Genomic DNA, 20,884 nt, shown 5'->3' with positions numbered 1-20,884 from the left:
GACCCAGGGTCTCGACAAGCTCGACCAGCGGTGAGGCAGCCTTGACCAGCAGGTCAGGCGGACTCGCCCTCTACCAGGCGCGGGGCGAAGACGCGGCGTTCGTCGCGGACCGGCCGGCCCGCGACCAGGTCCACGAGCATGCTCGTGGCGGCGCCGACCATCTGCACCACCGGGTTGTGCACGGTCGTGAGCCGGGGCGACGTCGTCTCGGCGATCCCGAGGTCGTCGAACCCCACCACGGAGACGTCGCCGGGCACGGAGCGGCCGCGCTCGGCGAGCACCCGCAGCGTGGCCTCGGCCATGAGGTCCGACGCCGCGAAGATCCCGTCCAGGTCCGGGTGCTGGTCCAGCAGCCGCGCGGCCGCGACCAGCGCCCCCGCGACGGTGAAGTCGCCCTCGACCATCGCGTCGTCGGGCAGGCCGGCGTCGCGCAGGGCGTCGCGCCAGCCCGTCATCCGGTCCACGCCGGCGGGCATGTCGAGCGGGCCGGTGATGGTGCCGATGCGCCGTCGGCCACGGTCGATCATCCGCTGCGTCGCGATGCGCCCGCCGGTGACGTTGTCGACGTCGACGTAGCGCAGGCCGCGCGAGAAGTACGGGTCGGGCTCGAACAGCCGCCCCACGAAGACGGCCGGCAGCGCTGCCGGCCCGAGCTCCGTCTCCAGCTGGTCGCCCTTGTGGTGGGAGGCGACGATCACGCCGTCCACATGGCCGCTGCGCAGGTAGCGGCCCACCCGCCCGCGCTGCTCGCCCGGGCGGGCGAGCAGCAGGACGAGCTGGAGGTCCGTCCCGGCCAGCCCCTCGCTGACGCCCGCGAGGGTGCCGGAGAGGAACGGGTCGGTCAGTATGCGCTGGTCCGGCTCGGGCACCACGAGGGCGATCGAGTCGGTCCGCCGGGTCACCAGGGACCGGGCGGCACGGTTCGGTGCGTACCCGAGGCTGGCGACGGCGTCGTCCACCGCCGCCTGTGCCTCGGGCGAGACGCGCAGGCCGCCGTTGATGGCGCGCGACGCGGTCGACCGGGACACCCCGGCCGCCTGTGCCACGTCATCGAGGGTGGGTGGGCCTGAGGTCGTCACGCCGTGCGAACCGCCTTGTCTCCGCCGTCTTCGTCGGTCGGGTACGGCTCGGGCGCGAGCGATCGCTCCGGAACAGCGTTGGCCCGTGCGACCTGACCGTACCAGCGGCCCGACGCCTTGACGGTGCGCTCCTGCGTCTCGAAGTCCACGCGCACCAGGCCGAAGCGCTTTCCGTAGCCCCACGCCCACTCGTAGTTGTCGAGCAGCGACCAGCCGAAGTAGCCGCGCACGTCGGCGCCCTCGTCGATCGCGTCCTTGACGGCGCGCAGGTGCACGTCGACGAAGCCGAGGCGCTCCTGGTCGTCCACGAACCCGTCCGGGCCGGCGACGTCGTCGTACGCGCTGCCGTTCTCCGTGACGTACAGGGCGATGCCGCGCGGGCCCGTGTAGTCCTCCTGCAGACGCAGCAGCAGGCGGGTCAGCCCCTCGGGCTGCACCTCCCAGTTCTGCGTGGTCACGGGCAGCCCGCGCGGGTGCGTGTACGCGCCGTCACCACCCGGGAACGGGGACGACGACGGCCGGGTCACCGGCGCCCCGCCCTCCAGCGGGTGCTCGGCGGGGACGGCCGCCACGGCGTTGCCGTGGTAGTAGTTCACGCCGAGCGAGTCGATCGGCGTCGAGATGATCTCGAGGTCGCCGTCCTGGATGTGCTGCTCCAGGCCGTACTCGCGCACGTCCTCCAGCACGTCGGCCGGGTAGGCGCCGCGCAGGATCGGGTCGGCGAAGATGCGGGTGAACCCGCCGTCGAGCCGGCGCGCGGCGTCGACGTCGGCGGGGTCGTCCGGGTTCAGCGGGTCCTCGACCTCGAAGTTGAGCGTGATGCCCAGGTTCGCGTCCGGTGCGCGCTCGCGCAGCGCCTGCACGGCCAGGCCGTGGGCGAGCATGAGGTGGTGCGCGGCGGCCAGGCCGTCCTCGCGGGACTGCCGGCCCGGCGCGTGCTGGCCGCCCGTGTAGCCCAGGAAGGCGGCGCACCACGGCTCGTTGAGCGTGGTCCACACGTCGACGCGGTCGCCGATCGCCTCGTGCATGGTCACGGCGTAGTCGCGGAACCGGTACGCGGTGTCGCGGTTGACCCAGCCGTTCGACTCGGCCTCGATCGCCTGCGGCAGGTCCCAGTGGTAGAGCGTGAGCCACGGCAGGATGCCGGCGCCCAGCAGCTCGTCCACGAGCCGGTCGTAGTAGGCCAGGCCGGCCGGGTTGACCTCGCGGCCGCCGGGGACCACCCGGGACCACGACGTCGAGAACCGGTACGCCTTGATGCCGAGGTCCTTCATGAGTGCGACGTCGGCGGGGTAGCGGTGGTACTGGTCGCAGGCGACCTCGCCGTCCTCCTGGTTCAGGACGGCGCCGGGCACGTGCGCGAACACGTCCCACACGGAGTCCTCGCGGCCGTCCTCGTGGGCGGCGCCCTCCACCTGGTAGGCGGCGGTGGCCGCGCCCCAGAGGAAGCCGTCCGGGAACGGCACGCTCCCGGTGGCGTTGGCCGACGGCGCCGTGCGCGGCGCGGTCGGCGTGTACGGCAGCGCGATGCCCTGGGCGGGGACGCGCACGGCCGCGGGGTCGGTCTTGAAGCTCTGCGTGAGCTCGCGGGTCATCCGGGTCATCCCTTCACGGCTCCCTGCATGATGCCTGCGACGAGCTGCTTGCCGACGAAGGCGAAGATCACCAGCAGCGGCAGCGTCACGAGGAACACACCGCCCATGACCAACGAGTAGTCGATGAAGTAGTTCGACTGAAGCGACTTTACGACGAGCGGCAGCGTCGGGTTGTCCGAGCTGAGCACGATCGACGGCCAGAAGTAGTTGGTCCACTGCTGCACGAACGTGAACAGGCCGAGCATGGCCGCCGCCGGGCGGGCCGCGGGCAGCGCGATGCTCCAGAACGTGCGGATCATCGAGGCGCCGTCCACGCGGGCGGCCTCGATCAGCTCGTACGGCAGCGACTCCGACAGGTACTGCGTCATCCAGAAGACGCCGAACGCGCTGACCAGCACCGGCACGATGACGGCCTGGAGCTTGCCGATCCAGTGCAGGTCCGACATGAGGATGTACAGCGGGATCACGCCGAGCTGGGTCGGGACCGCCATCGTGGCGATGACGAACACGAGCAGGGGCCCGCGGCCACGGAAGCGCAGCTTCGCGAACGAGTAGCCGGCGAGCGTCGAGAACAGCACCACGGCGGCCGAGACCACGACCGCGATGATCACCGAGTTGGTCAGCGCCTTCCAGAAGTTGATCTGGGTCGACTCGATGACGGTCTGGAACTGCGTGAACAGCGACAGGTCGGGGAGCCACTGCGGCACGGCGTTGCGCGAGATCTCGACCGGGTCGGACGAGCCCAGCAGCAGCGTGAAGTACAGCGGGAAGGCCGAGACGAGCAGCACGATCCCGAGCAGCGTGTAGACGATCCAGCCGGCGCGGCGGTTCGGGCCGGCGCCTGCCTTCCGGGCCCGGCGGCGGGCGGCCGCCTTGGCGGCACCCGATCCCGCGGTCTGGGCGGTGACGGCGACGGAGCTCATGCGTTCCCCCTGGTGCTGCTCTTGCGGGTGGTCTTCCTGACCCCATCGGACGACGAGATCCGCCGCGTGACCAGGAAGTTCACGAGGCCGATCAGCACGATCAGGAGGAACAGGAGCCAGGCGACGGCCGAGGCGCGCCCGAGGCTGTGCTGGTCGCCCCAGGCGAGGTCGTAGAGGAACACCACGGTGGTCATCCAGTTCTGGTCCGGTCCACCGAGGCCGATCGAGTCGAACAGGCGGACCTCGTCGAAGATCTGCAGGCCGCCGATGGTGGAGGTGATGACGACGAAGATGATGGTGGCGCGGATCTGCGGCACGGTGATGGAGAAGAACTGGCGCACGCGGCCGGCGCCGTCGATCACGGCGGCCTCGTACAGGTCGCGCGGCACCGCCTGCATCGCGGCGAGGAAGATCAGCGCGTTGTAGCCCAGCCAGCGGTAGTTCACCATCGTGGCGATGGCCACGTGGCTGGCGATCCGGTCGCCGTGCCAGGCGATCGAGTCCAGGCCGATGGCGTTGAGCATGCCGTTGATCAGGCCGTACTGGTCGGCGAACAGGCGGCCGAAGATCAGCGAGACGGCGACGGGCGCGACCACGTAGGGGATCAGCACACCCATGCGCCAGAAGGTCGCCGCGCGCAGGTTCTGGTCGAGGAGCGCGGCGATGACGATCGCCAGGATCACCTGCGGCACCGAGGAGAACACGAAGATCGACAGCGTGTTGACCAGGGCCTTCCAGAAGGTCGGCTGGGCCAGCACGTCGGTGAAGTTCTGCAGGCCGACGAAGTCGCCCTGGCCGCCGAGCAGGCTCCACTCGTGCACCGACACGTACGCCGTGTAGGCGAGCGGGAACAGGCCGGTCACCGCGAACAGGATGAAGAACGGCGAGATGTACAGGTACGGGGAGAGCTTCACGTCCCAGCGGCCGAGCCGCTGGGAGAAGCCGAGTCTGCGCGACTCGCGCTGTGGTGCACCGGACCCCGGTGCCGATCGTTGAGGTGTCAGGACGGCCATGTCATCTTCCGGTCATCTTCCGCTGTGTCATCGTCGTGTCGTCGCTTCGGTGCGACGCCCGCGTGGCGCGACCGGTGGCCGGGTCGCCGAGACGTGTGTCTCGACGAACCCGACCACCGGTCGCGGCCAGCGGTTCAGGCCCGGTTACGGGCCCGGTTCAGGCAGTGCCTGCTCAGCCGAGCGCGGCAGCCTTCTCGACGGCCTCGTCCCAGGCCTTGTCGGCGTCCTGCGACTTCGTGACGTCGACGCGGTTCAGCGCGTTGGTGACCTCGTCACGGATGGCGAAGTAGTTCGCACCCTTGAACGGGGCGCCGTCGATGCTCTGGGCGCGCTCCGAGAAGATCTGGCCGACCGGCGCGTCGTTGAAGAACGCGTTGGTGGAGGCCTGCACGGCCTCGGACTCCTGCGCCTCGAGCTGCGACGGGAAGGTGCCCGCGGCCTCGAACGCCTTGGTCTGCTGCTCCGGGTCGGTCAGCCACGCGGCGAGCTCCTTGGCCGCCTCGGTGTGCGCGCCGGACTCGGGGACGGTCAGGAACGAGCCGCCCCAGTTGCCACCGCCGCCGGGGAAGACGTTGGCGACGTCCCAGCCCTCGACGCCACCGGCGCGCTCCTCGACCGCACCGGTCATCCAGCCCGGGCAGAGCATCGTGGCGAACGCGTCGTTCTGGAAGCCGGCGTCCCAGTCGGCCTCCCACTGGATCAGGCCGGCCGACAGCTCGTCGTCCACCGAACCGGTGATCTGGTCGTAGAGGTCCTTGACCTCGGTGTTGGACGCGAGGTCCTTGGGCTCACCGGACTCCGGGTCCTCGAACGCGGCGGGGAGCTGGTTGACCATGCCCTGGAAGGTGCCGCCGACGCTGTCGTACCAGGCGCTGTCGGACTTCTTGACGAACTCGCGGCCCGCGGCGAAGTAGTCGTCCCACGTCGCGTCCTCGCCGCCGAGCAGCTCCGCGACCTCCTCGCGGTCGGTCGGCAGGCCGGCCTCCTCGAACAGGTCGGAGCGGTAGCAGACGGCCTCGGGGCCGATGTCGGTGCCGTAACCGATGACCTTGCCCTCGGTCGTGGTGGCCTGCTGGACCTTCCAGTCCACCCAGCGACCGTCGAGCTCCGGGTCGGCCAGGTCGGTGAACAGGTCGGGGTACTGCATGAGCTCGGGCAGCCAGTCGACCTCGATGGCCTCGATGTCGGCCAGGCCGTCGCCACCGGCGGCGAGCTTCGTGGTCAGGTTGGCGCGGGCGTCGTCCGACGTGGCCGCCTTGACCTGCTCGACCGTGACGTTCGGGTGCTCGTCCGTGTACGACGCGAGCATCTCGTCCGTGTAGCCGAAGTCGTTGAACGTCGCGACCTTCAGCGTGATCGGGCCGTCCTCCTCGGCGGATCCTTCGTCGGATCCACCGCCGCACGCCGTGAGCGCGAGGGCGAAGACGGCGGCACCGGCGGTCGCCTGGAGGGTACGGGCGGCGACGCGCCTCGTGGGTCGGGTACTGCTCAGCACTGGGGACTCCCTTGTCGTGCGGTCTGGGTCCTACGGGATCTTGCGGGTCGCGGTCGCGTGCCGAACGGGCACGTCAGCGGACCGGGGTTGGGAGCGCTCCCACATCTGGGGTGTGGGAGCGCTACCACGCGACCTGATCGTCGCGGTCGCCGCCCCGCCGTGTCAAGGCGGGCAGCGGGCGAACCGTGGTCGGATCACTCCTTGATGCGGAACGCTCCGACCGTCTGCACTGCCTGGTTCCACGCGATCTCGGGACTGTTCGTCCCGGCGTCGACGGCGGCCAGCGCGTTGTTGATCTCGTCACGGATCGCGAAGTAGTACCGGCCCTTGTACGGCGCCCCGTCGATGGACTGGGCCCGCTCCGTGAAGATCTTGCCCACCGGGGCGTTGTTGAAGAACGGGTTGACGTAGCCCTGCACGGCGTCCGAGTCCTGTGCCTCGAGCTGCGACGGGAACGCGCCCGCGGTCGTGAACGCCTCCGTCTGCTGCTCGGGCGCGGTGAGCCACGCGGCCAGCTCCTTGGCCTCGTCAGTGTGCAGGCCGGCCGAGGGCACGCTCAGGAACGAACCGCCCCAGTTACCGCCGCCACCAGGGAAGACGTTGGCCACGTCCCAGCCGGTCACGCCCTGTGAGTAGGACTCGATCGGGCCCATCATCCAGCCGGGGCAGAGCATCGTGGCGAACGCGTCCGACTGGAACCCGGCCGTCCACTCGGCCGTCCACTGCTCCAGGCCGGCCGAGAGTCCTTCGTCGATGCCGCCGGTGATCTGGTCGTAGATCGCGCGGACCTCGTTGTTGCTAGCCAGTTCGGTCGGCTTCTGCGTTGCCGGGTCCTCGAAGGCGGCGGGCAGCTGGTTGACCATGCCCTGGAACATGCCCGTGGTGCCGTCGAACCACGCGGCGTCGGACTGCGCCGTGAACTGGCGGCCCACCTCGAAGTACCGCTCCCACGTTGCATCCTTGCCGCCGAGCAGCTCGGCGACGGCGTCGCGGTCGCTCGGCAGGCCGGCCTGCTCGAACAGGTCCGCGCGGTAGCAGATGGCCTCGGGGCCGATGTCGGTGCCGTAGCCCAGCACCTTGCCGTCCGTGGTCGTGGCCTGGGCCACCTTCCAGTTCACCCAGCGCTTGTTGACCTCGGGGTCGCTCAGGTCCTCGAACAGCTGGGAGTGCTCCATCAGCTCCGGCAGCCAGTCGACCTCGGCGGCGACCACGTCGGCGAGCTCCGAGCCGTCACCCGTGGTGAACGCCTTGAGCATCTGCAGGCGGGCCTCGTCCGAGGTGGGGGCCACGACGTGCTCCACCGTGACGTTCGGGTGCTCCTCGGTGTATCGCGCGAGCAGCTCGTCGGTGTACCCGAAGTCGTTGAACGTGGACACGGTGAGGGTGATCGGAGCGTCGTCGTCGCCGTCGGAGCCCGCGGACTCCCCGCCCAGGAGCGAGCCGCACGCGGTCAGGGGCAGGACGAAGACCGCGAGCGTGGCGGCGGCCGCGCGGCGGGTGGCGACGGTCCGGCTTCGGACCGGTCCGTGTTTGGTGGGCACTGGTACTCCTCGTGGTCGGTGCGCGTGTCGACGCGTGAAAGCGATATCAGAGCACAAACTCGTCCACGTCCGACACGAATGTTCGCTCAGGTTCTAGCACCTCGCCGCCCAAAAACGAACAAGATGGAACGAACGTAAAGTACCAATTGCGAAACGATGTCTGAAATGCCGTGCTCGTGCGTCGAAGGGCTAAGAACTCGTCAGGAACCGGCAGGTGCCGCACGTTCCAGTGCGGTGACCAGCGGAGTCCTGGCAGGGGCCGTCCAGGGGGCGGCCGGTGCGGGACGGCTCAGGCCGTCCCGGTGCGCTTGCCGGCGAGCCAGTCGCGCCCCGCCTCGGCCTCGGACTCGAGGGTGGTGCGGACGGCGCTGACCGCCGCCTCCTCGATCACGGTGCCGAACAGCGGGACCGTCGCCCGGACGTCGCCCGCGTACGTGAGCCGCGTGCCGCCGTCGGGCAGCGCCGTCAGGGCCGCGGTGGCCGTGACCCGGACGGGTGCGCCCAGGATCTCGACCGCCACCGTGCCGGTGCGGCGGCCGTCGGACGCCGCCTCCCACGCCTCGGCCTGGCGGATCTCCAGGTGCGCGCCCACGAACGGGCGGGCCTGGACGGGGATGATGTCGGTGGGCAGGGTGCGGCGCACCACCACGGTGAAGCCACCCGCCGCCGTCCCCGTCACGTCGGCCTGCTCGACGACGCCGTTCACCGAACCGGTGGAGCGCTGGGCTCGCCACCGGACGAACGACTCGTCGGCGAGCATCGCGGAGACGTCGTCGATGTCTGCGGGGAACGTCAGGTCCACTGTCAGGTGCACGGGCTCTCCTCCTCGCGCCGACGGGGCATGCCGGTGAGGGAACTCTAACCGACGCGTTGTGCCCGTCCGATCCGGAAGAGGCGCCCGGTCCCCGGCGTGCGCAACGCCTCACCGGGCCGCGGCGCGGTTCCGACATAGGCTTGGCGCGTGTCCGCCATGAGTGACCTGATCCTTGAGCACGCCGACCTCGAGCCGGCCGACGTGGAGTGGCTGCATCTCCTGGTCGGCGACTGGCAGGTGGTCTCGGACCTCGCGTTCGCCGACCTCGTGCTGTGGCTGCCGACCGACGACGGGCGGTTCGTCGCGATCGCGCAGTGTCGGCCCTCGACGGGCGCGACGGTGCACTACGACGACGTCGTCGGCTCGTTCGCGCCCGAGGGGCAGCGCCCGCAGCTGGCCAAGGCGATGGCCGAGGCGAAGGCGCAGCGCGCCCGGGAGCCCCGCTGGTTCGGGGCGTACGCCGTCCGCGAGGAGGCGATCCCGGTGGTCCACAAGGACACCGCGGTCGCCGTGATCGCGCGGCAGACCAACCTCGGGTCCGGGCGGACGCCGTCGCGCCTGGAGCTGAACTACGTCGAGGCGGCCGACGACCTCGTCGCGATGATCCCGCGGGGCGAGTTCCCCCTGCCGAACGCCGCGACCGGCTCGCGCCGAGGCGCGCCCCGCGTGGGCGACGGCCTGATCCGGCTCAACTCCGAGGGCGAGGTGCTGTACGCGAGCCCGAACGCGCTGTCGTGCTTCCACCGGCTCGGCGTGATCGGCCCGCTCGTGGGGCAGTCGCTCGTCGAGGTGACGGCGGACATGGTGGAGCAGCTCCAGCCCGTGGACGAGTCGCTGCCGCTCGTGGTGATGGGCCGCGCGCCCTGGCGCACCGACATCGAGGCGCACGGGGTCTCCCTGTCGCTGCGCGCGATGCCGCTGACCGACCGTGGGCAGCGCATCGGCGCCGTGCTGCTGTGCCGCGACGTGTCCGAGCTGCGTCGGCGCGAGCGTGAGCTGATCACCAAGGACGCGACGATCCGCGAGATCCACCACCGCGTGAAGAACAACCTGCAGACCGTGGCCGCGCTGCTGCGGCTCCAGGCCCGGCGCATGGACGTGCCGGCCGCCAAGGAGGCGCTGGAGGAGGCCATGCGGCGGGTTTCTACGATCGCCCTGGTGCACGAGAGCCTCTCGCAGACGCTCGACGAGCAGGTCGAGCTCGACGACATGGTGGGCCGGGCGCTGCGCCTCACGGCTGACGTCGCCTCGGCGGACACCTCGGTGCGGACGGTGCGCACCGGCTCGTTCGGCATGGTGCCGGCGCAGGACGCGACGCCGCTCGCCCTGGTGCTCACGGAGCTGGTCACCAACGCGGTGGAGCACGGGTTCGTGGGCCGCGCCTCGGGCACGGTCGAGATCGCCGTGGAGCGCGAGAACTCCGACCTGCGGGTGGTCGTGGCGGACGACGGCGTCGGGCTGCCCGAGAACGGCGGCGCCGGCGGGCGCGGGCCCGGCAGCGGCCTGGGCACGCAGATCGTGCGCACGCTGGTCACCAACGAGCTCGGCGGGACGATCGAGTGGTCGGCCCGTGAGGGCGGCGGCACCGAGGTGGCGCTGCAGCTCGTGCTGCGCGTGGCGGAGCCCGCCCGGTCCTGACGCGAGGGACCCGCTGACATGTCAGACCCACAGGTCACCCGGGTGACCTGTGGGTCTGACATGTGGAGAACGACGCGAGCCGCGCCTGGGCGGAGGGGGAGTGCTCAGGCGCGGCTCGCGAAGAACTGCTGTGCTGGGTGGTGCTGTGCCGTCGGGTCAGCCGGCGCGGCGAGCGCGCGCGGTGCGGCGCTTGAGCGCACGGCGCTCGTCCTCGCTCATGCCGCCCCAGACGCCGGCATCCTGGCCGGACTCGATTGCCCACTTGAGGCAGGTGTCGACTACGTCGCAGCGACGGCACACGGCCTTGGCCTCCTCGATCTGCAACAGGGCAGGGCCCGTGTTGCCGATGGGGAAGAACAGCTCGGGGTCCTCTTCGAGGCATGCTGCGCGGTGGCGCCAGTCCATGGTCACGTACTCCTTGGAAGGAACTTCCCACCGTCCGGCTCGCCACTAGGGAGCATCGTCGTCGTGCGTCTGGGGCGCGCAGGTCTGGTTGTGGATCGTTTTCCGATCCCTGAGCGCCAGGCGGCGACCGACGGGGGTGTGTTCGGGGGTGTGTGGGATTGCTGCATCTAGGTTCACACGCTCGTGAACGCTCGCACAAGGGGTTACGGCGAAGTTTCTGAGCCATGAACCCTGAGGTATCCGTCACACTATTGTGAATACCCGTCGCACCAGTATCCTAGTTCGTCGTGCCCGTACTGGAAGCCTTTTTCGCGCCTCGTGTCCCGGCGTTTCTTCGTGCCCTCGTGATCGGCGTCCTGGCCGAAGTGATCGGCCTCGTTGCATTCGCCGTGGTGTTACTTGGCGAACTCCTTACGGGTGGTTCCATGTCGGTAGGAGTGAGCCTCTTTCTGGTTCTCTTCCTCCTGGGTGTGGCCTGGGTTCTCGTTGTGTGCTGCCGGGCACTTCTCGCAGGTCGCCGCTCTGGTCGCGGACCCATCGTGACCTGGCAGCTCTTCCAGATCATCGGGTCGATCGCGGCGATCGGCAGCGGCGGCGGCCCCGCCGTCGCGGGTGGGTGGGCCGCCCTCGTCATCGCGGTGGCCGTGGCCGTGCTGCTCATGACGCCGTCCGTGGTAGCGGCGACGTCGGGGACCCGCTCGGAGGACTGAGCGCGCGCGGGCCGTGCGGGCGGTGCGGCCTGCGCGGGCGGTGCGGACGGTCGAGCTCCGGTTCCAGGACCTGGCACAGCACCGGCTCGCCGCGGCCGCACCACGCCGCCCGGCCCGGCGGCCCGCCCGCACCCGCGAGCAGCGCGGGCGCCCCGAGCACGACGTCGGCCGCGCGGTCGGTGCCCAGCAGCACCAGGCGCGGCCCGATGCGCGCGGCCAGGCCGCCGACCGACGGGCCGTCTCCCGCCACGGCGAACGCGACCCCCGAGCGCAGTGCGGCGAGCGGGAGAGCGCCGCGCACGTCCTCGACGCCGTCGACCAGGACGAGCGTGCCCGGGTGGTCGGGCCTGGCCGGGCCGGTGCCGGTGGGCAGCAGGTGGCCGAAGGCCCCGGCGTCGTCCGGGTGGCTGGTCCCGGCGTAGCCGGGGTGGTGCAGCAACGGGGCCAGGGCGGCGGCGTCGCGGGTGATGCCGTGCACGGTCCAGCCCTGGCGCAGGGCGGCCAGAGCGAGGGTGACCAGCGCGGTGGTGCGGCCTGATCGGGCCCGGCCCAGGATCGCGAGGTGACCGTCCGCCGGGTGCCAGGTGACCGTGGTGCGGCGCTGGGCCCCGGGGTAGTCGCCCAGCGCGAGCACCAGGCCGCCGCGGTCCCGGCGGGTGGCCGGCGGCAGGTCGGCGGACCCGGCCGACCGGGGGAGCGGGGGCAGCCACGGCGGTGGGCCGGGGCGGAGCCCGAGGGACGCCGCGGCCTCGCCGACGGCGTCGGCCACCAAGGTCGCCGTGTCCGACACCAGACGTGGCCCCGGTACCTGCTCTGGCCGCGCTGCCGGGGCGCGGCGGACCAGCGGCAGGCGGGCCTCGGGCGAAGCTGTGGCGTGCGCGCACTGCACCAGCACGGGCGGCGCGGAACCCAGCCGCAGCACGGCACGCCCCGGCGTCCCGGGCGGGATGCGTGCGGCGGCCGGGTCGTCGACCACGTCGCGCGACTCGAGGGGGTCGGTGACCCGGAGCGCGATGCGCGCGCTGACGTTCGCGCGCAGGTCGGGGCCGACGGCGCCGCCCGGCCGCTGCGTGGCGAGCACCAGGTGCACCCCGAGCGACCGGCCCTGCGCCGCGATCCGGAGCAGGCCCGGCAGGAACGCGGGCAGGTCGTCCGCCAGCGCGCGGAACTCGTCGATCACGACGACGAGCCGGGGCAGCGCGCCTGGTGCGAGGGAGACGACGTCTGCCACAGCGTGCGCGGCCAGCACGCGCTCCCGGCGGCGCAGCTCCGCACGCAGCCCGGTGAGCGCGCGGGCGGCCAGGCCGGGCTCGAGGTCGGTCACCTGGCCGACCACGTGCGGCAGCCGGCCGCACGCGCCGAGGCTCGTGCCGCCCTTGAAGTCGACGAGCACCAGCGCGAGCTCGGCGGGTGACCGGGTCAGGGCGAGCCCGAGCACGAGCGTCTGCAGCAGCTCCGACTTGCCCGACCCGGTGGTGCCCGCGACGAGCAGGTGCGGCCCGTCGCGGACCAGGTCCAGGAGCACCGGTGCGCCGTCCGTGCCGAGGCCGAGCGGCACGGCCCAGCCGTCGGCGCTCGCCCGCTGGCTGGTGCCCGCCCAGCGCGCGGCGACCTGGCGCGGTCCGGGCACCTCGTCCATGCCGTGCGCCCTGGTCAGGGACACGGCGGCCGGCAGGCGGGGGTCGTCGGGGCGGGGGGTCGGCTCGTCGGGGCGGGCGGTCGTGTGCTCGGTGCGAGCGCTCCCGAGCGCGCCGGCCGTGCGGCCGAGCCAGGCGGCGCCGGCGAGCAGCCGGGCCAGGTGTTCCGCCCATCCCGCGCCGACGCCGACCAGCGGCACGACGCGCGTGGCGCCGTCCGGCCCGGTGATCCGGACCCGGCGCGCGCCGAGGACCTGCACCACGGCGCGACAGCCGGGCAGGACGACGCCGACGGACACGACGGCGACCGGCTTCGCTGCGGCCCCGGCCCCGGCCCCGGCCCCGGCTGCCGGTGCTCCGGTGGTGGCGACCGCGCCCAGGGACGCGACGGGTCCGGTGGGTGCCGGCCCGAAGGCCGCGGGGGCCCCGTCGACCACCAGCACCCGCGGTCCGCCCTCGGGGAGCCAGCGGAGCCAGGACCAGCCCGCGGACCAGCCTGCGGACCGGCCGGCCGGCCGGCCTGCCGACCATTCCGCTGGCTCGCCACCGTCGGCACCGTCGGCGAGCCGCACCGAAGCACCCCGGACGGCGAGGCCCGCGACGAGCGCGCGGGCGACCGAGCGGGCCAGGCCCGCGGGCCCGAGCACGGCGACGGCGCCGTCGTGCAGCAGGGCCGTCAGCGGATCGTCCGACGAGGCCGGCAGGCCCGGTCCCGCAGCAGGTCTCGCCCCGAGGGACCCCGCGTCGCGCGCCCAGGCGGCGGCCCCGGCGTCCCGCGCCGCCGCCCACGCACCCGGGGAGACGTGGAGCGCCGCGTGCGCGAACGCCAGGAGCCGTGCCGGATCGGGCAGCTCGCGCGCCCCGTCCCGCGCCGTGCCCGCGGCCGACCTGCGCTGTCGGGCGGCGCGCAGCTGTGGGGCCACCACAACCAGGCTGACCAGCGCGAACACCGCCAGGACCGGCTGGCGTAGGGCCGCCGCCAGGATCAGGGACGCGACAGCGGGCAGCAGCACGAGCGGCCAGGGGAGGCCGCCCGACGCTGTCTCCGGAGGCGGCGCGAGCCAGGCCGCCGGCCCTCGCGACCGGCGGATCGCGAGCCGTCCGCCACCTCGCAGGCGAACCCAGGAACGGAGCGCGGCCCACGGCCCACGGGCGCCGATGACCGTCCCGGCGTCCGGCCCGGTCACCCGCACCACCAGCCACGGCGCGTCGAGCCCGCCCCCGCGATCAGCGCCCCCGACCCCACCCGGCCCCGTACCTACCTCCGGCGTCGGCCCCGCCTCCAGCCCCGCACCCGATGAAGCCCCCACCCTCAGCACCACACCGGGCAGCAGCGGCCGCTCACCGACCACCTGCTCGTCCGTCACCCGCACCCCGTCGGCCGTGAGCGTCGCCCATCGCAGCTCCGGGCGGCGTACCAGGGCGGCGAGGGGCACACGCACGTCGCCGAGGCGCGCCCCTGGCCGCACGAGCACGTCCTCGCCCGGGTGCAGGGTCACGCGTACGGCGCCGTCGGACGACGAGGTAGCGGTCATGCCCCCAGCCTCTCCGCAGCCAGGTCCGGGTCAGGGCCGTGACCAGGGTTTCTGTGCACAAACCCTGTTTCCACAGGCCGTTCGTCGCGCTCTCTGGGGCACAACCCCTGGGGGACTGCCCCTACCCGGGGCGGACGCGACGTACGACCGGGGGATGACACGGCCAGGGAAGGATCAGGCCGACGCCCGATGTTCACCCGGCCCCCGGCTCCGTAGGTTCGATGACGCCGGCCGAACCGGGGTCCAAACCCGGGAAGGCCGGACCACTTCGCAGCACCCAGCAGCGTCATCGACCGAGGAGAATCTCGTGGACACCACCGTGTACGTCCCGGCGGGCCGGCCGGCCCCGGCGTCGGGCCGCCCCCACGCCGTACGCGCCCGTTCCCTGACCAAGACGTACGGCAAGGGCGAGGCGATCGTGCGCGCTCTGGACGGCGTGGACGTGGATTTCGAGCAGGGTCGGTTCACCGCGATCATGGGCCCGTCGGGTTCGGGCAAGTCGACGTTGATGCATCTGCTGGCGGGGCTGGACTCCGCGACGGGCGGGCAGGCGTTCCTCGGGGAGACGGAGATCACCGGGCTGAGCGACAAGTCGCTGACGAAGCTGCGGCGGGACCGGATCGGGTTCGTGTTCCAGCAGTTCAACCTGTTGCCGATGTTCACCGCGGAGCAGAACATCACGCTGCCGGTCGAGCTGGCCGGTGCCACGACGGACCGGGCGTGGTTGGACACCCTGGTCGAGACGCTGGGGTTGTCGGGGCGGTTGACGCACCGGCCGGGTGAGCTCTCGGGTGGGCAGCAGCAGCGGGTCGCGATCGCGCGGGCGTTGATCGCGCAGCCTGATGTGGTGTTCGCGGACGAGCCGACGGGCAACCTGGACTCGCGTTCGGGTGCGGAGGTCCTCAGCTTCCTGCGGCGTTCGGTGCGGGAGCTGGGTCGCACGATCATCATGGTCACGCACGACCCGTCGGCCGCCGCGTATGCGGACCGGGTGGTGCTGATCGCGGACGGGCGGATCGCTGGGGACATCAGTGACCCGACGCCGGAGTCCGCGATGGCGGGGCTGGACGCCCTGCGCACCCTGGAGCCCGCCCTCACCGCCGGAGCCGGCAGCACGGTGTCCGGGACGGGTGCGTGATGTCCGCCTCCTTCCCCACCGCGCGTCTCACCCTGGGGCAGATGCGCCGCAGCACCGGGCGGCTCGCCGCCGCCGGTGTCGCGATCGCCATCGGCACCGCGTTCGTCGCGGCCACGCTCCTGGTGGGCAACATCATCACCAGCACCACCTACGACCAGGTCGCCGCCCGGTACGCCGACTCCGACCTCGTGGTGTCCGACGACAACGGCGCCCTGACGCCGGACGACATCGAGGCCGTCCGGGCCACCGACGGCGTCGCGGCGGCCGACGGGTCCCTGAGCACCTATGTGGAGCTCAACCACGGCGGGAGGACGATCTACCAGTCGATCGTCCCGCAGGCCTCCGACCCGCGGCTCTCCCCGCTGGTCCTGACCGACGGGGCGTGGCCGGAAGAGACCGGCGGCATCGCCCTCCCGGCGGACGTCGCCGAGCGGCTCGACCTCGCGGTGGGGGACACCGTCTCCTCCAGCCGCTGGGTGATGGACGACGAGCCCACCGTCGCGGACGACGGAACCAGCTACTACGACGGCAAGGAGGTCAGCGAGAAGCTGACGGTCTCGGGACTCGTCGACGACCCGAGGCAGGCCTTCGCACTTGCCGGTGGCATGGGCGTCGTCACCCCGGAGGCCATGGACCAGTGGCTCGCCGACGACCGGGAACCCGGTCAGGCGGAGGAGTTCCAGGAGATCGTCGTGGCGCTCGACCAGCCGGGTGACCCGGCCGCGGTCGAAGCGGCCCGGGACGCGCTCACCACGGCGGTCCCGGCGGCCACCGGCGTCGTGACCACGCAGGAGTACGCCGAGGAGGTCGTGGCCGGGCTGACCGGCGGCCAGAACATCATCTTCCTGGTGTTCGTCCTGGGCTTCGCCGCCGTGGCGCTGGTGGTCGCGGGCCTCGTCATCGCCAACACCTTCCAGGTGCTCGTCGCGCAGCGGTCGCGCACCCTCGCCCTGCTGCGCGCCATCGGCGCGGACACCGGCCAGGTCTATCGCAGCGTCCTGCTCGAGGCCGCCATCCTCGGCGCGGTCGCCTCGGCGGCGGGTGTGCTCCTCGGGTCCCTGCTGGTGCAGGGGGGCCTGCTGCTGGTGCCGGCCTTCGACCTCGGTGTCCAGCTGCCCGCGTCGATCACCGTGAGCGCGCCCGTCGTGTTCCTCCCGCTCGCCGTCGGCGTGCTCGTGACCCTCGCGGCCGCGCTCGCCCCTGCCCGTGCGGCCTCCCGCGTGGCCCCGCTCGCCGCCCTGCGGCCGGCCGACGCTCCGACGCTGCGCGGCGCGGGTGCCGGCCGGGCCCGTGCCGTCCTGGCCGGTCTCGCCACCTTCGGTGGGCTCGCCGTCATGGCTGGTGGGGTCTACCTGGGAATGACCGACAGCGTGGACGTCGGCGTGCTGGCCGCCGTGCTCGGTGGCTGCGTGTCCCTGGTGGGCGTGGTCATCGGTGCGGTCTTCTGGCTGCCCAAGGTCGCCGCCGGTATCGGCCGCCTGCTCGGCCCGGCCGGCCCTGCGGCCCGGCTCGCGGCGGCGAACACGCAGCGCAACCCGCGTCGCACGGCGGCGACGGCGACCGCGCTGCTCATCGGGGTCACGCTCGTCTCCATGATGACCACGGGCGCCGCGAGCGCCCGGCTCGCCATGGACGAGGAGCTCGACGCGCAGTACCCCGTGGACCTCGAGGTCTCCGCGACGTCGTACGACGCCGAGGGGAACCTGGTCGCGCTGCCGGGCTCCGTGACGGACGCCGTGCGTGACGTGGGCGACCTGCGCGCCGTGGCCGAGGTGACGACCCTCACCGCGAACGTCGGCGGTGACGACGGGTCGATGCTCCCGGTCACCGCGGCGGCTCCCGAGGACCTGCGAGAGGTGCTGAGCACGCCGGACGACGTCGCGTCGCTGGAGAGGGGCACGCTGCTCCTGCCCGACCGGGTCGCGGAGGACTACGGCCTGGAGGGGCGCGACACCATCACGCTCACCGGGCCGGCCGGCGAGGTCACCCTGGACGTCGTCAGCACGGACCTGCGCACCTCCTCCGCCTACCTGACCCCGAACGACCTGGCCGGCTTCACCCAGGCCGTGAGCGCGAACACCCTGTGGGGGAGCGTCGCCGAGGGCAACGACCCGGTGGACGCCGTCGCCGCGGTGCAGGACGCCGTCTCCGTGACGGGAGGGGCCGTGGACGTGACGGGTGCGGCCGTCGAACGGGAGGCGTACCAGGAGGTGATCGACGTGATCCTGGGGATCGTGGTCGGCCTGCTCGCGGTGGCGGTGATCATCGCGCTCATCGGCGTGGCCAACACCCTCTCGTTGTCCGTCGTCGAACGCACCCGCGAGAACGCGATGCTCCGGGCGATCGGGCTCTCGACGGCACAGCTGCGGGCCACGCTCGCCATCGAGGGCATGCTCATCGCCGGCGTCGGCGCGCTGCTCGGGATCCTGCTGGGGCTCGTGTACGGCTGGGCAGGTGCCGCCTCGGCCCTGTCCTCGGTGGGCACCGTGCCGCTCGCGGTCCCGTGGGCCGAGATCGCCACCGTCCTCGGCGTGGCCCTGGTCGCGGGGCTCGTCGCCTCGGTGGTGCCCGCCCGGGCGGCCGTCCGCACCCACCCCGTGGCGGCGCTCGCCGCGGAGTAGCAGTCCCGGGGTGACCGGTCAGCACGCAGCAGCCGCAGCGACTCGAGGGAGAGATCTCGTGGACAGAACTCTGTACGTCCCGGCGGACCGTTCGGCTTCCGCGTGCTGACCGTCAGCCCCACCCTGCGCCTCACCGTGGCCCAGATGCGCCGCGGCCTCGGCCGGCTCGCCGCCGCGGGTCTCGCCATCGTCATCAGCACCGCGTTCGTGGCCGCGACGCTGCAGGCGGGGACCATCATCACCCGCACCACGTACGACCAGGTGGCCGCGCAGTACGCGGGCGCGGACCTCGTGGTCTTCGACCGCCGTGGCACCATGACGCCCGACGACGTCGACGCGGTGCGGGACGTCGACGGGGTGGCGGCGGCCGACGGGTTCCAGGGCACCTACGCCCAGCTCGACCACGGCGGCCGCACGGTCTACCAGTCGCTCGTCGCCACCCCGTCGGACCCGCGGCTCACTCCGCTGGTCCTGGCCGACGGCGCCTGGCCGGGGCGGGCGGACCGCATCGCGCTGCCCGCCGACGTCGCCGAGCTCCTCGGCGTCGGCGTGGGCGACACGGTCGCCTCCACGCGCTGCCTGCTGGGCGACCACCCCGCCGTGGGGAAGCACGGGTCGGACTGTCACGGCGGCCAGGAGGCCGTCACGCGGCTCACCGTGTCCGGCCTGGTCAACGACCCGGTGGGCGCCTACGCGGCGGGCGGCGGCGTCGCCGTCGTCAGCCCGGAGGCGCTGCGGGAGCGGCTCGCGGACGGCGCCGGCCCGGCCGGGGCGGCCGGCATGCGCACGATCGTCGTGGCCCTGGACCGGCCCGGGTCCGCGGCCGCCGTGGCGGCGGCCCGCGACGACCTCGCCGCGGCCGTCCCGGCCGCCACCGGCGTCACCACCCCCGTCCAGTACGCGGAGGACGTCGTCTCGGCCATCTCGGACGGCCAGAACATCGTCTACCTCGTGTTCGTCCTGGCCTTGGCCGCGGTCTCCCTGGTGGTCGCGGGCCTGGTCATCGCGAACACCTTCCAGGTGCTGGTGGCGCAGCGCGCCCGCACCCTGGCGCTGCTGCGCTGCGTCGGTGCGGGCACCGGGCAGATCTACCGCTGCGTGCTGCTGGAGGCCGCCCTGCTGGGCGTGGTCGCCTCCGCGGCGGGCATCGTGCTCGGCACCCTGCTGGTGCAGGCCGGGCTCCTGGTCGCGCCCGCGTTCGACCTGGGCGTGGCATTGCCGCGGACCGTCCCCCTGAGCGCGCCCGTGCTCCTCGGGCCGCTCGGTGTCGGCCTGCTCGTGTCCCTGGCCGCGGCGCTCGCCCCGGCGCGGGCCGCGGCACGCGTGGCCCCGCTCGCCGCCCTGCGCCCCGCCGACGCACCCGGCAGGCAGGGCACCGGTCGCGGCCGGGGCGTGTTCGCGGCGCTCGCCACCGTGGGCGGCCTGGCCGTCCTGGGCGCGGGCGTGGCGCTCGGCATGTCCGGCACCATCGACGTCGGGCTGTTCGCGGCGGTCCTCGGCGGCTCCGTGTCGCTGGTCGGGGTGATCGTCGGCTCCGTCTTCTGGCTGCCCCGCGTCGCGGCCGCCTTCGGCCGGCTCGTCGGGGCCGGGGGACCGGCCGCGCGCCTCGCGTCGGCCAACGCCCTGCGCAACCCCCGCCGGACGGCGGCGACGTCCACCGCCCTGCTCATCGGCGTCACCCTGGTCTCCATGATGACCACGGGCGCCGCCAGCGCCCGCGCCGCCCTGGACGACGAGCTGGACGCGCGCTTCCCCGTCGACCTCCAGGTCACCAGCACCACGCCCGACAAGAACGGCGCACCCGCCGCCGTGCCCGACTCGGTCACCGACGCCCTGGCCGACGTCGACGGGCTGCGCGCCGTGGTCCCGGTGACCAACCTGTCGGCGGAGCGGGCCGACGGCGGCCGTCCCGTGCAGGTCGCCGTCCTCGACCCCGCGGACCTGCGGGCCGTGGCCAACACCCCCGCCGACGCCGCCCTGCTGCGCCCCGGCACCCTCGTCGTCCCCGAGCGGGCCGCGAGGCTGTACCGCCTGGCGGGACTCGACACCGTCGAGCTCACCGGCCCCGGCGGCGACGTGACGCTCCGCGTGGTCCACAGCGACACCCGGTCCGACCGGGCCTACCTCACGCCCCAGGACCTCGACGCCCTCGCCCCCGGCCTCGCCGCCGGCGAGCTCTGGGCCCAGGTCGACGACGACCACGACGCCGCCGACGTCGTGTCCGCCGTGCAGGAGGCGGTGTCCGGTACCGGCGAGACCGTCGGGATCACCGGGATCGTCGTCGAGCGCTCCGCCTACCAGCAGATCATCGACGTCATCCTCGGGATCGTCGTCGGGCTGCTCGCCGTGGCCGTGCTCATCGCCCTGATCGGCGTGGCCAACACCCTGTCGCTGTCCGTCATCGACCGCACCCGCGAGAACGCCATGCTGCGCGCCATCGGGCTCTCCCGCGGCCAGCTGCGCGCCACGCTCGCCGTCGAGGGCCTGGTCATCGCCGGCGTCGGCGCCGTGCTCGGCGTGCTGCTCGGCCTCCTGTACGGCTGGGCCGGCGCCACCACCGCCCTGTCCACCCTGGGCGAGGTGCCGCTCGTCGTCCCGTGGTCCGACGTCCTGGCCGTGCTCGGCGTCGCGCTGCTCGCCGGCCTCGTCGCCTCCGTGGTGCCGGCGCGGGCCGCCGTCCGGACCCGGCCGGTCGCGGCGCTCGCGGCGGACTGACCCGCCCGGCCCGGCCCCATGGGCC

14 protein-coding genes are annotated in these 20,884 nt (G+C 73.2%); 5 read left to right on the top strand and 9 right to left on the bottom strand.

Features of this window, described 5'->3' with window-relative positions:
• Nucleotides 1-53: 53 nt before the first annotated feature.
• From ACFU5G_RS20005 to ACFU5G_RS19975, 7 genes are all read right to left on the bottom strand, one after another.
• Nucleotides 54-1,046 (bottom strand): LacI family DNA-binding transcriptional regulator, encoded by a 993-nt coding sequence (locus tag ACFU5G_RS20005; RefSeq protein ID WP_020016990.1) that lies wholly within the window; start codon nt 1,044-1,046, stop codon nt 54-56.
• Between the two features lie 29 nt (nt 1,047-1,075).
• Complete coding sequence (locus ACFU5G_RS20000; protein ID WP_377248668.1) at nt 1,076-2,674, bottom strand: GH1 family beta-glucosidase; 1,599 nt, start codon at nt 2,672-2,674, stop codon at nt 1,076-1,078.
• Nucleotides 2,675-2,679: 5 nt separating this feature from the next.
• Nucleotides 2,680-3,597: a carbohydrate ABC transporter permease gene (locus ACFU5G_RS19995; protein ID WP_377248665.1), complete on the bottom strand. Its 918-nt coding sequence runs from the start codon at nt 3,595-3,597 to the stop codon at nt 2,680-2,682.
• A complete protein-coding gene (locus ACFU5G_RS19990) occupies nt 3,594-4,610 on the bottom strand; it encodes a carbohydrate ABC transporter permease (protein ID WP_377248662.1) in 1,017 nt (338 codons plus the stop codon). The genes ACFU5G_RS19995 and ACFU5G_RS19990 overlap by 4 nt, the downstream gene beginning before the upstream one ends.
• 172 nt (nt 4,611-4,782) lie before the next feature.
• Nucleotides 4,783-6,105 (bottom strand): extracellular solute-binding protein, encoded by a 1,323-nt coding sequence (locus ACFU5G_RS19985; RefSeq protein ID WP_377248659.1) that lies wholly within the window; start codon nt 6,103-6,105, stop codon nt 4,783-4,785.
• 194 nt (nt 6,106-6,299) lie between these two features.
• Complete coding sequence (locus ACFU5G_RS19980; RefSeq protein ID WP_377248656.1) at nt 6,300-7,646, bottom strand: ABC transporter substrate-binding protein; 1,347 nt, start codon at nt 7,644-7,646, stop codon at nt 6,300-6,302.
• 289 nt (nt 7,647-7,935) lie between these two features.
• The gene (locus ACFU5G_RS19975; RefSeq protein ID WP_377248653.1) at nt 7,936-8,460 is read right to left on the bottom strand and encodes a DUF2505 domain-containing protein; all 525 of its coding nucleotides are present in this window, start codon (nt 8,458-8,460) and stop codon (nt 7,936-7,938) included.
• A gap of 156 nt (nt 8,461-8,616) precedes the next feature.
• On the opposite strand from ACFU5G_RS19975, the gene ACFU5G_RS19970 reads away from it, so the two are divergent.
• Nucleotides 8,617-10,098, top strand: coding sequence for a sensor histidine kinase (locus ACFU5G_RS19970; RefSeq protein WP_377248671.1), 1,482 nt, complete (start codon nt 8,617-8,619; stop codon nt 10,096-10,098).
• A 156-nt stretch (nt 10,099-10,254) separates the two neighbouring features.
• On the opposite strand, the gene ACFU5G_RS19965 is transcribed toward ACFU5G_RS19970, so the two are convergent.
• Nucleotides 10,255-10,503: a WhiB family transcriptional regulator gene (locus ACFU5G_RS19965; protein WP_026365970.1), complete on the bottom strand. Its 249-nt coding sequence runs from the start codon at nt 10,501-10,503 to the stop codon at nt 10,255-10,257.
• Between the two features lie 539 nt (nt 10,504-11,042).
• Between ACFU5G_RS19965 and ACFU5G_RS19960 the strand changes: the two genes are divergently transcribed.
• Complete coding sequence (locus tag ACFU5G_RS19960) at nt 11,043-11,213, top strand: hypothetical protein (RefSeq protein WP_377248650.1); 171 nt, start codon at nt 11,043-11,045, stop codon at nt 11,211-11,213.
• Here the strand turns inward: ACFU5G_RS19960 and ACFU5G_RS19955 are convergent.
• Nucleotides 11,161-14,385: an FtsK/SpoIIIE domain-containing protein gene (locus ACFU5G_RS19955; RefSeq protein WP_377248647.1), complete on the bottom strand. Its 3,225-nt coding sequence runs from the start codon at nt 14,383-14,385 to the stop codon at nt 11,161-11,163. The two genes, ACFU5G_RS19960 and ACFU5G_RS19955, sit on opposite strands and share 53 nt — an antisense overlap.
• Nucleotides 14,386-14,692: 307 nt before the next feature.
• Here ACFU5G_RS19955 and ACFU5G_RS19950 point away from each other — a divergent pair, with 307 nt between their 5' ends.
• From ACFU5G_RS19950 to ACFU5G_RS19940, 3 genes are all read left to right on the top strand, one after another.
• Complete coding sequence (locus ACFU5G_RS19950; protein ID WP_377248644.1) at nt 14,693-15,523, top strand: ABC transporter ATP-binding protein; 831 nt, start codon at nt 14,693-14,695, stop codon at nt 15,521-15,523.
• 41 nt (nt 15,524-15,564) lie between these two features.
• On the top strand, nt 15,565-18,144 hold the full coding sequence (locus ACFU5G_RS19945; RefSeq protein WP_377248642.1) for an ABC transporter permease: 2,580 nt from the start codon (nt 15,565-15,567) through the stop codon (nt 18,142-18,144).
• 102 nt (nt 18,145-18,246) lie between these two features.
• Nucleotides 18,247-20,859: an FtsX-like permease family protein gene (locus ACFU5G_RS19940; protein ID WP_377248640.1), complete on the top strand. Its 2,613-nt coding sequence runs from the start codon at nt 18,247-18,249 to the stop codon at nt 20,857-20,859.
• Nucleotides 20,860-20,884 lie beyond the last annotated feature (25 nt).

The organism is Promicromonospora sp. NPDC057488 (assembly GCF_042802395.1).
GTDB lineage: Bacteria > Actinomycetota > Actinomycetes > Actinomycetales > Cellulomonadaceae > Promicromonospora.
Note: the sequence above shows the minus strand (reverse complement) of the source record. Positions and strands in the feature narration are given on the sequence as shown.

What these genes read in the sequence shown, in the direction of transcription:
- ACFU5G_RS20000 (WP_377248668.1), bottom strand. Translation starts at nt 2,674, where the DNA reads ATGACCCGCGAGCTCACGCAGAGCTTCAAGACCGACCCCGCGGCCGTG.
- ACFU5G_RS19995 (WP_377248665.1), bottom strand. Translation starts at nt 3,597, where the DNA reads ATGAGCTCCGTCGCCGTCACCGCCCAGACCGCGGGATCGGGTGCCGCC.
- ACFU5G_RS19990 (WP_377248662.1), bottom strand. Translation starts at nt 4,610, where the DNA reads ATGGCCGTCCTGACACCTCAACGATCGGCACCGGGGTCCGGTGCACCA.
- ACFU5G_RS19970 (WP_377248671.1), top strand. Translation starts at nt 8,617, where the DNA reads ATGAGTGACCTGATCCTTGAGCACGCCGACCTCGAGCCGGCCGACGTG.
- ACFU5G_RS19965 (WP_026365970.1), bottom strand. Translation starts at nt 10,503, where the DNA reads ATGGACTGGCGCCACCGCGCAGCATGCCTCGAAGAGGACCCCGAGCTG.
- ACFU5G_RS19955 (WP_377248647.1), bottom strand. Translation starts at nt 14,385, where the DNA reads ATGACCGCTACCTCGTCGTCCGACGGCGCCGTACGCGTGACCCTGCAC.
- ACFU5G_RS19945 (WP_377248642.1), top strand. Translation starts at nt 15,565, where the DNA reads ATGCGCCGCAGCACCGGGCGGCTCGCCGCCGCCGGTGTCGCGATCGCC.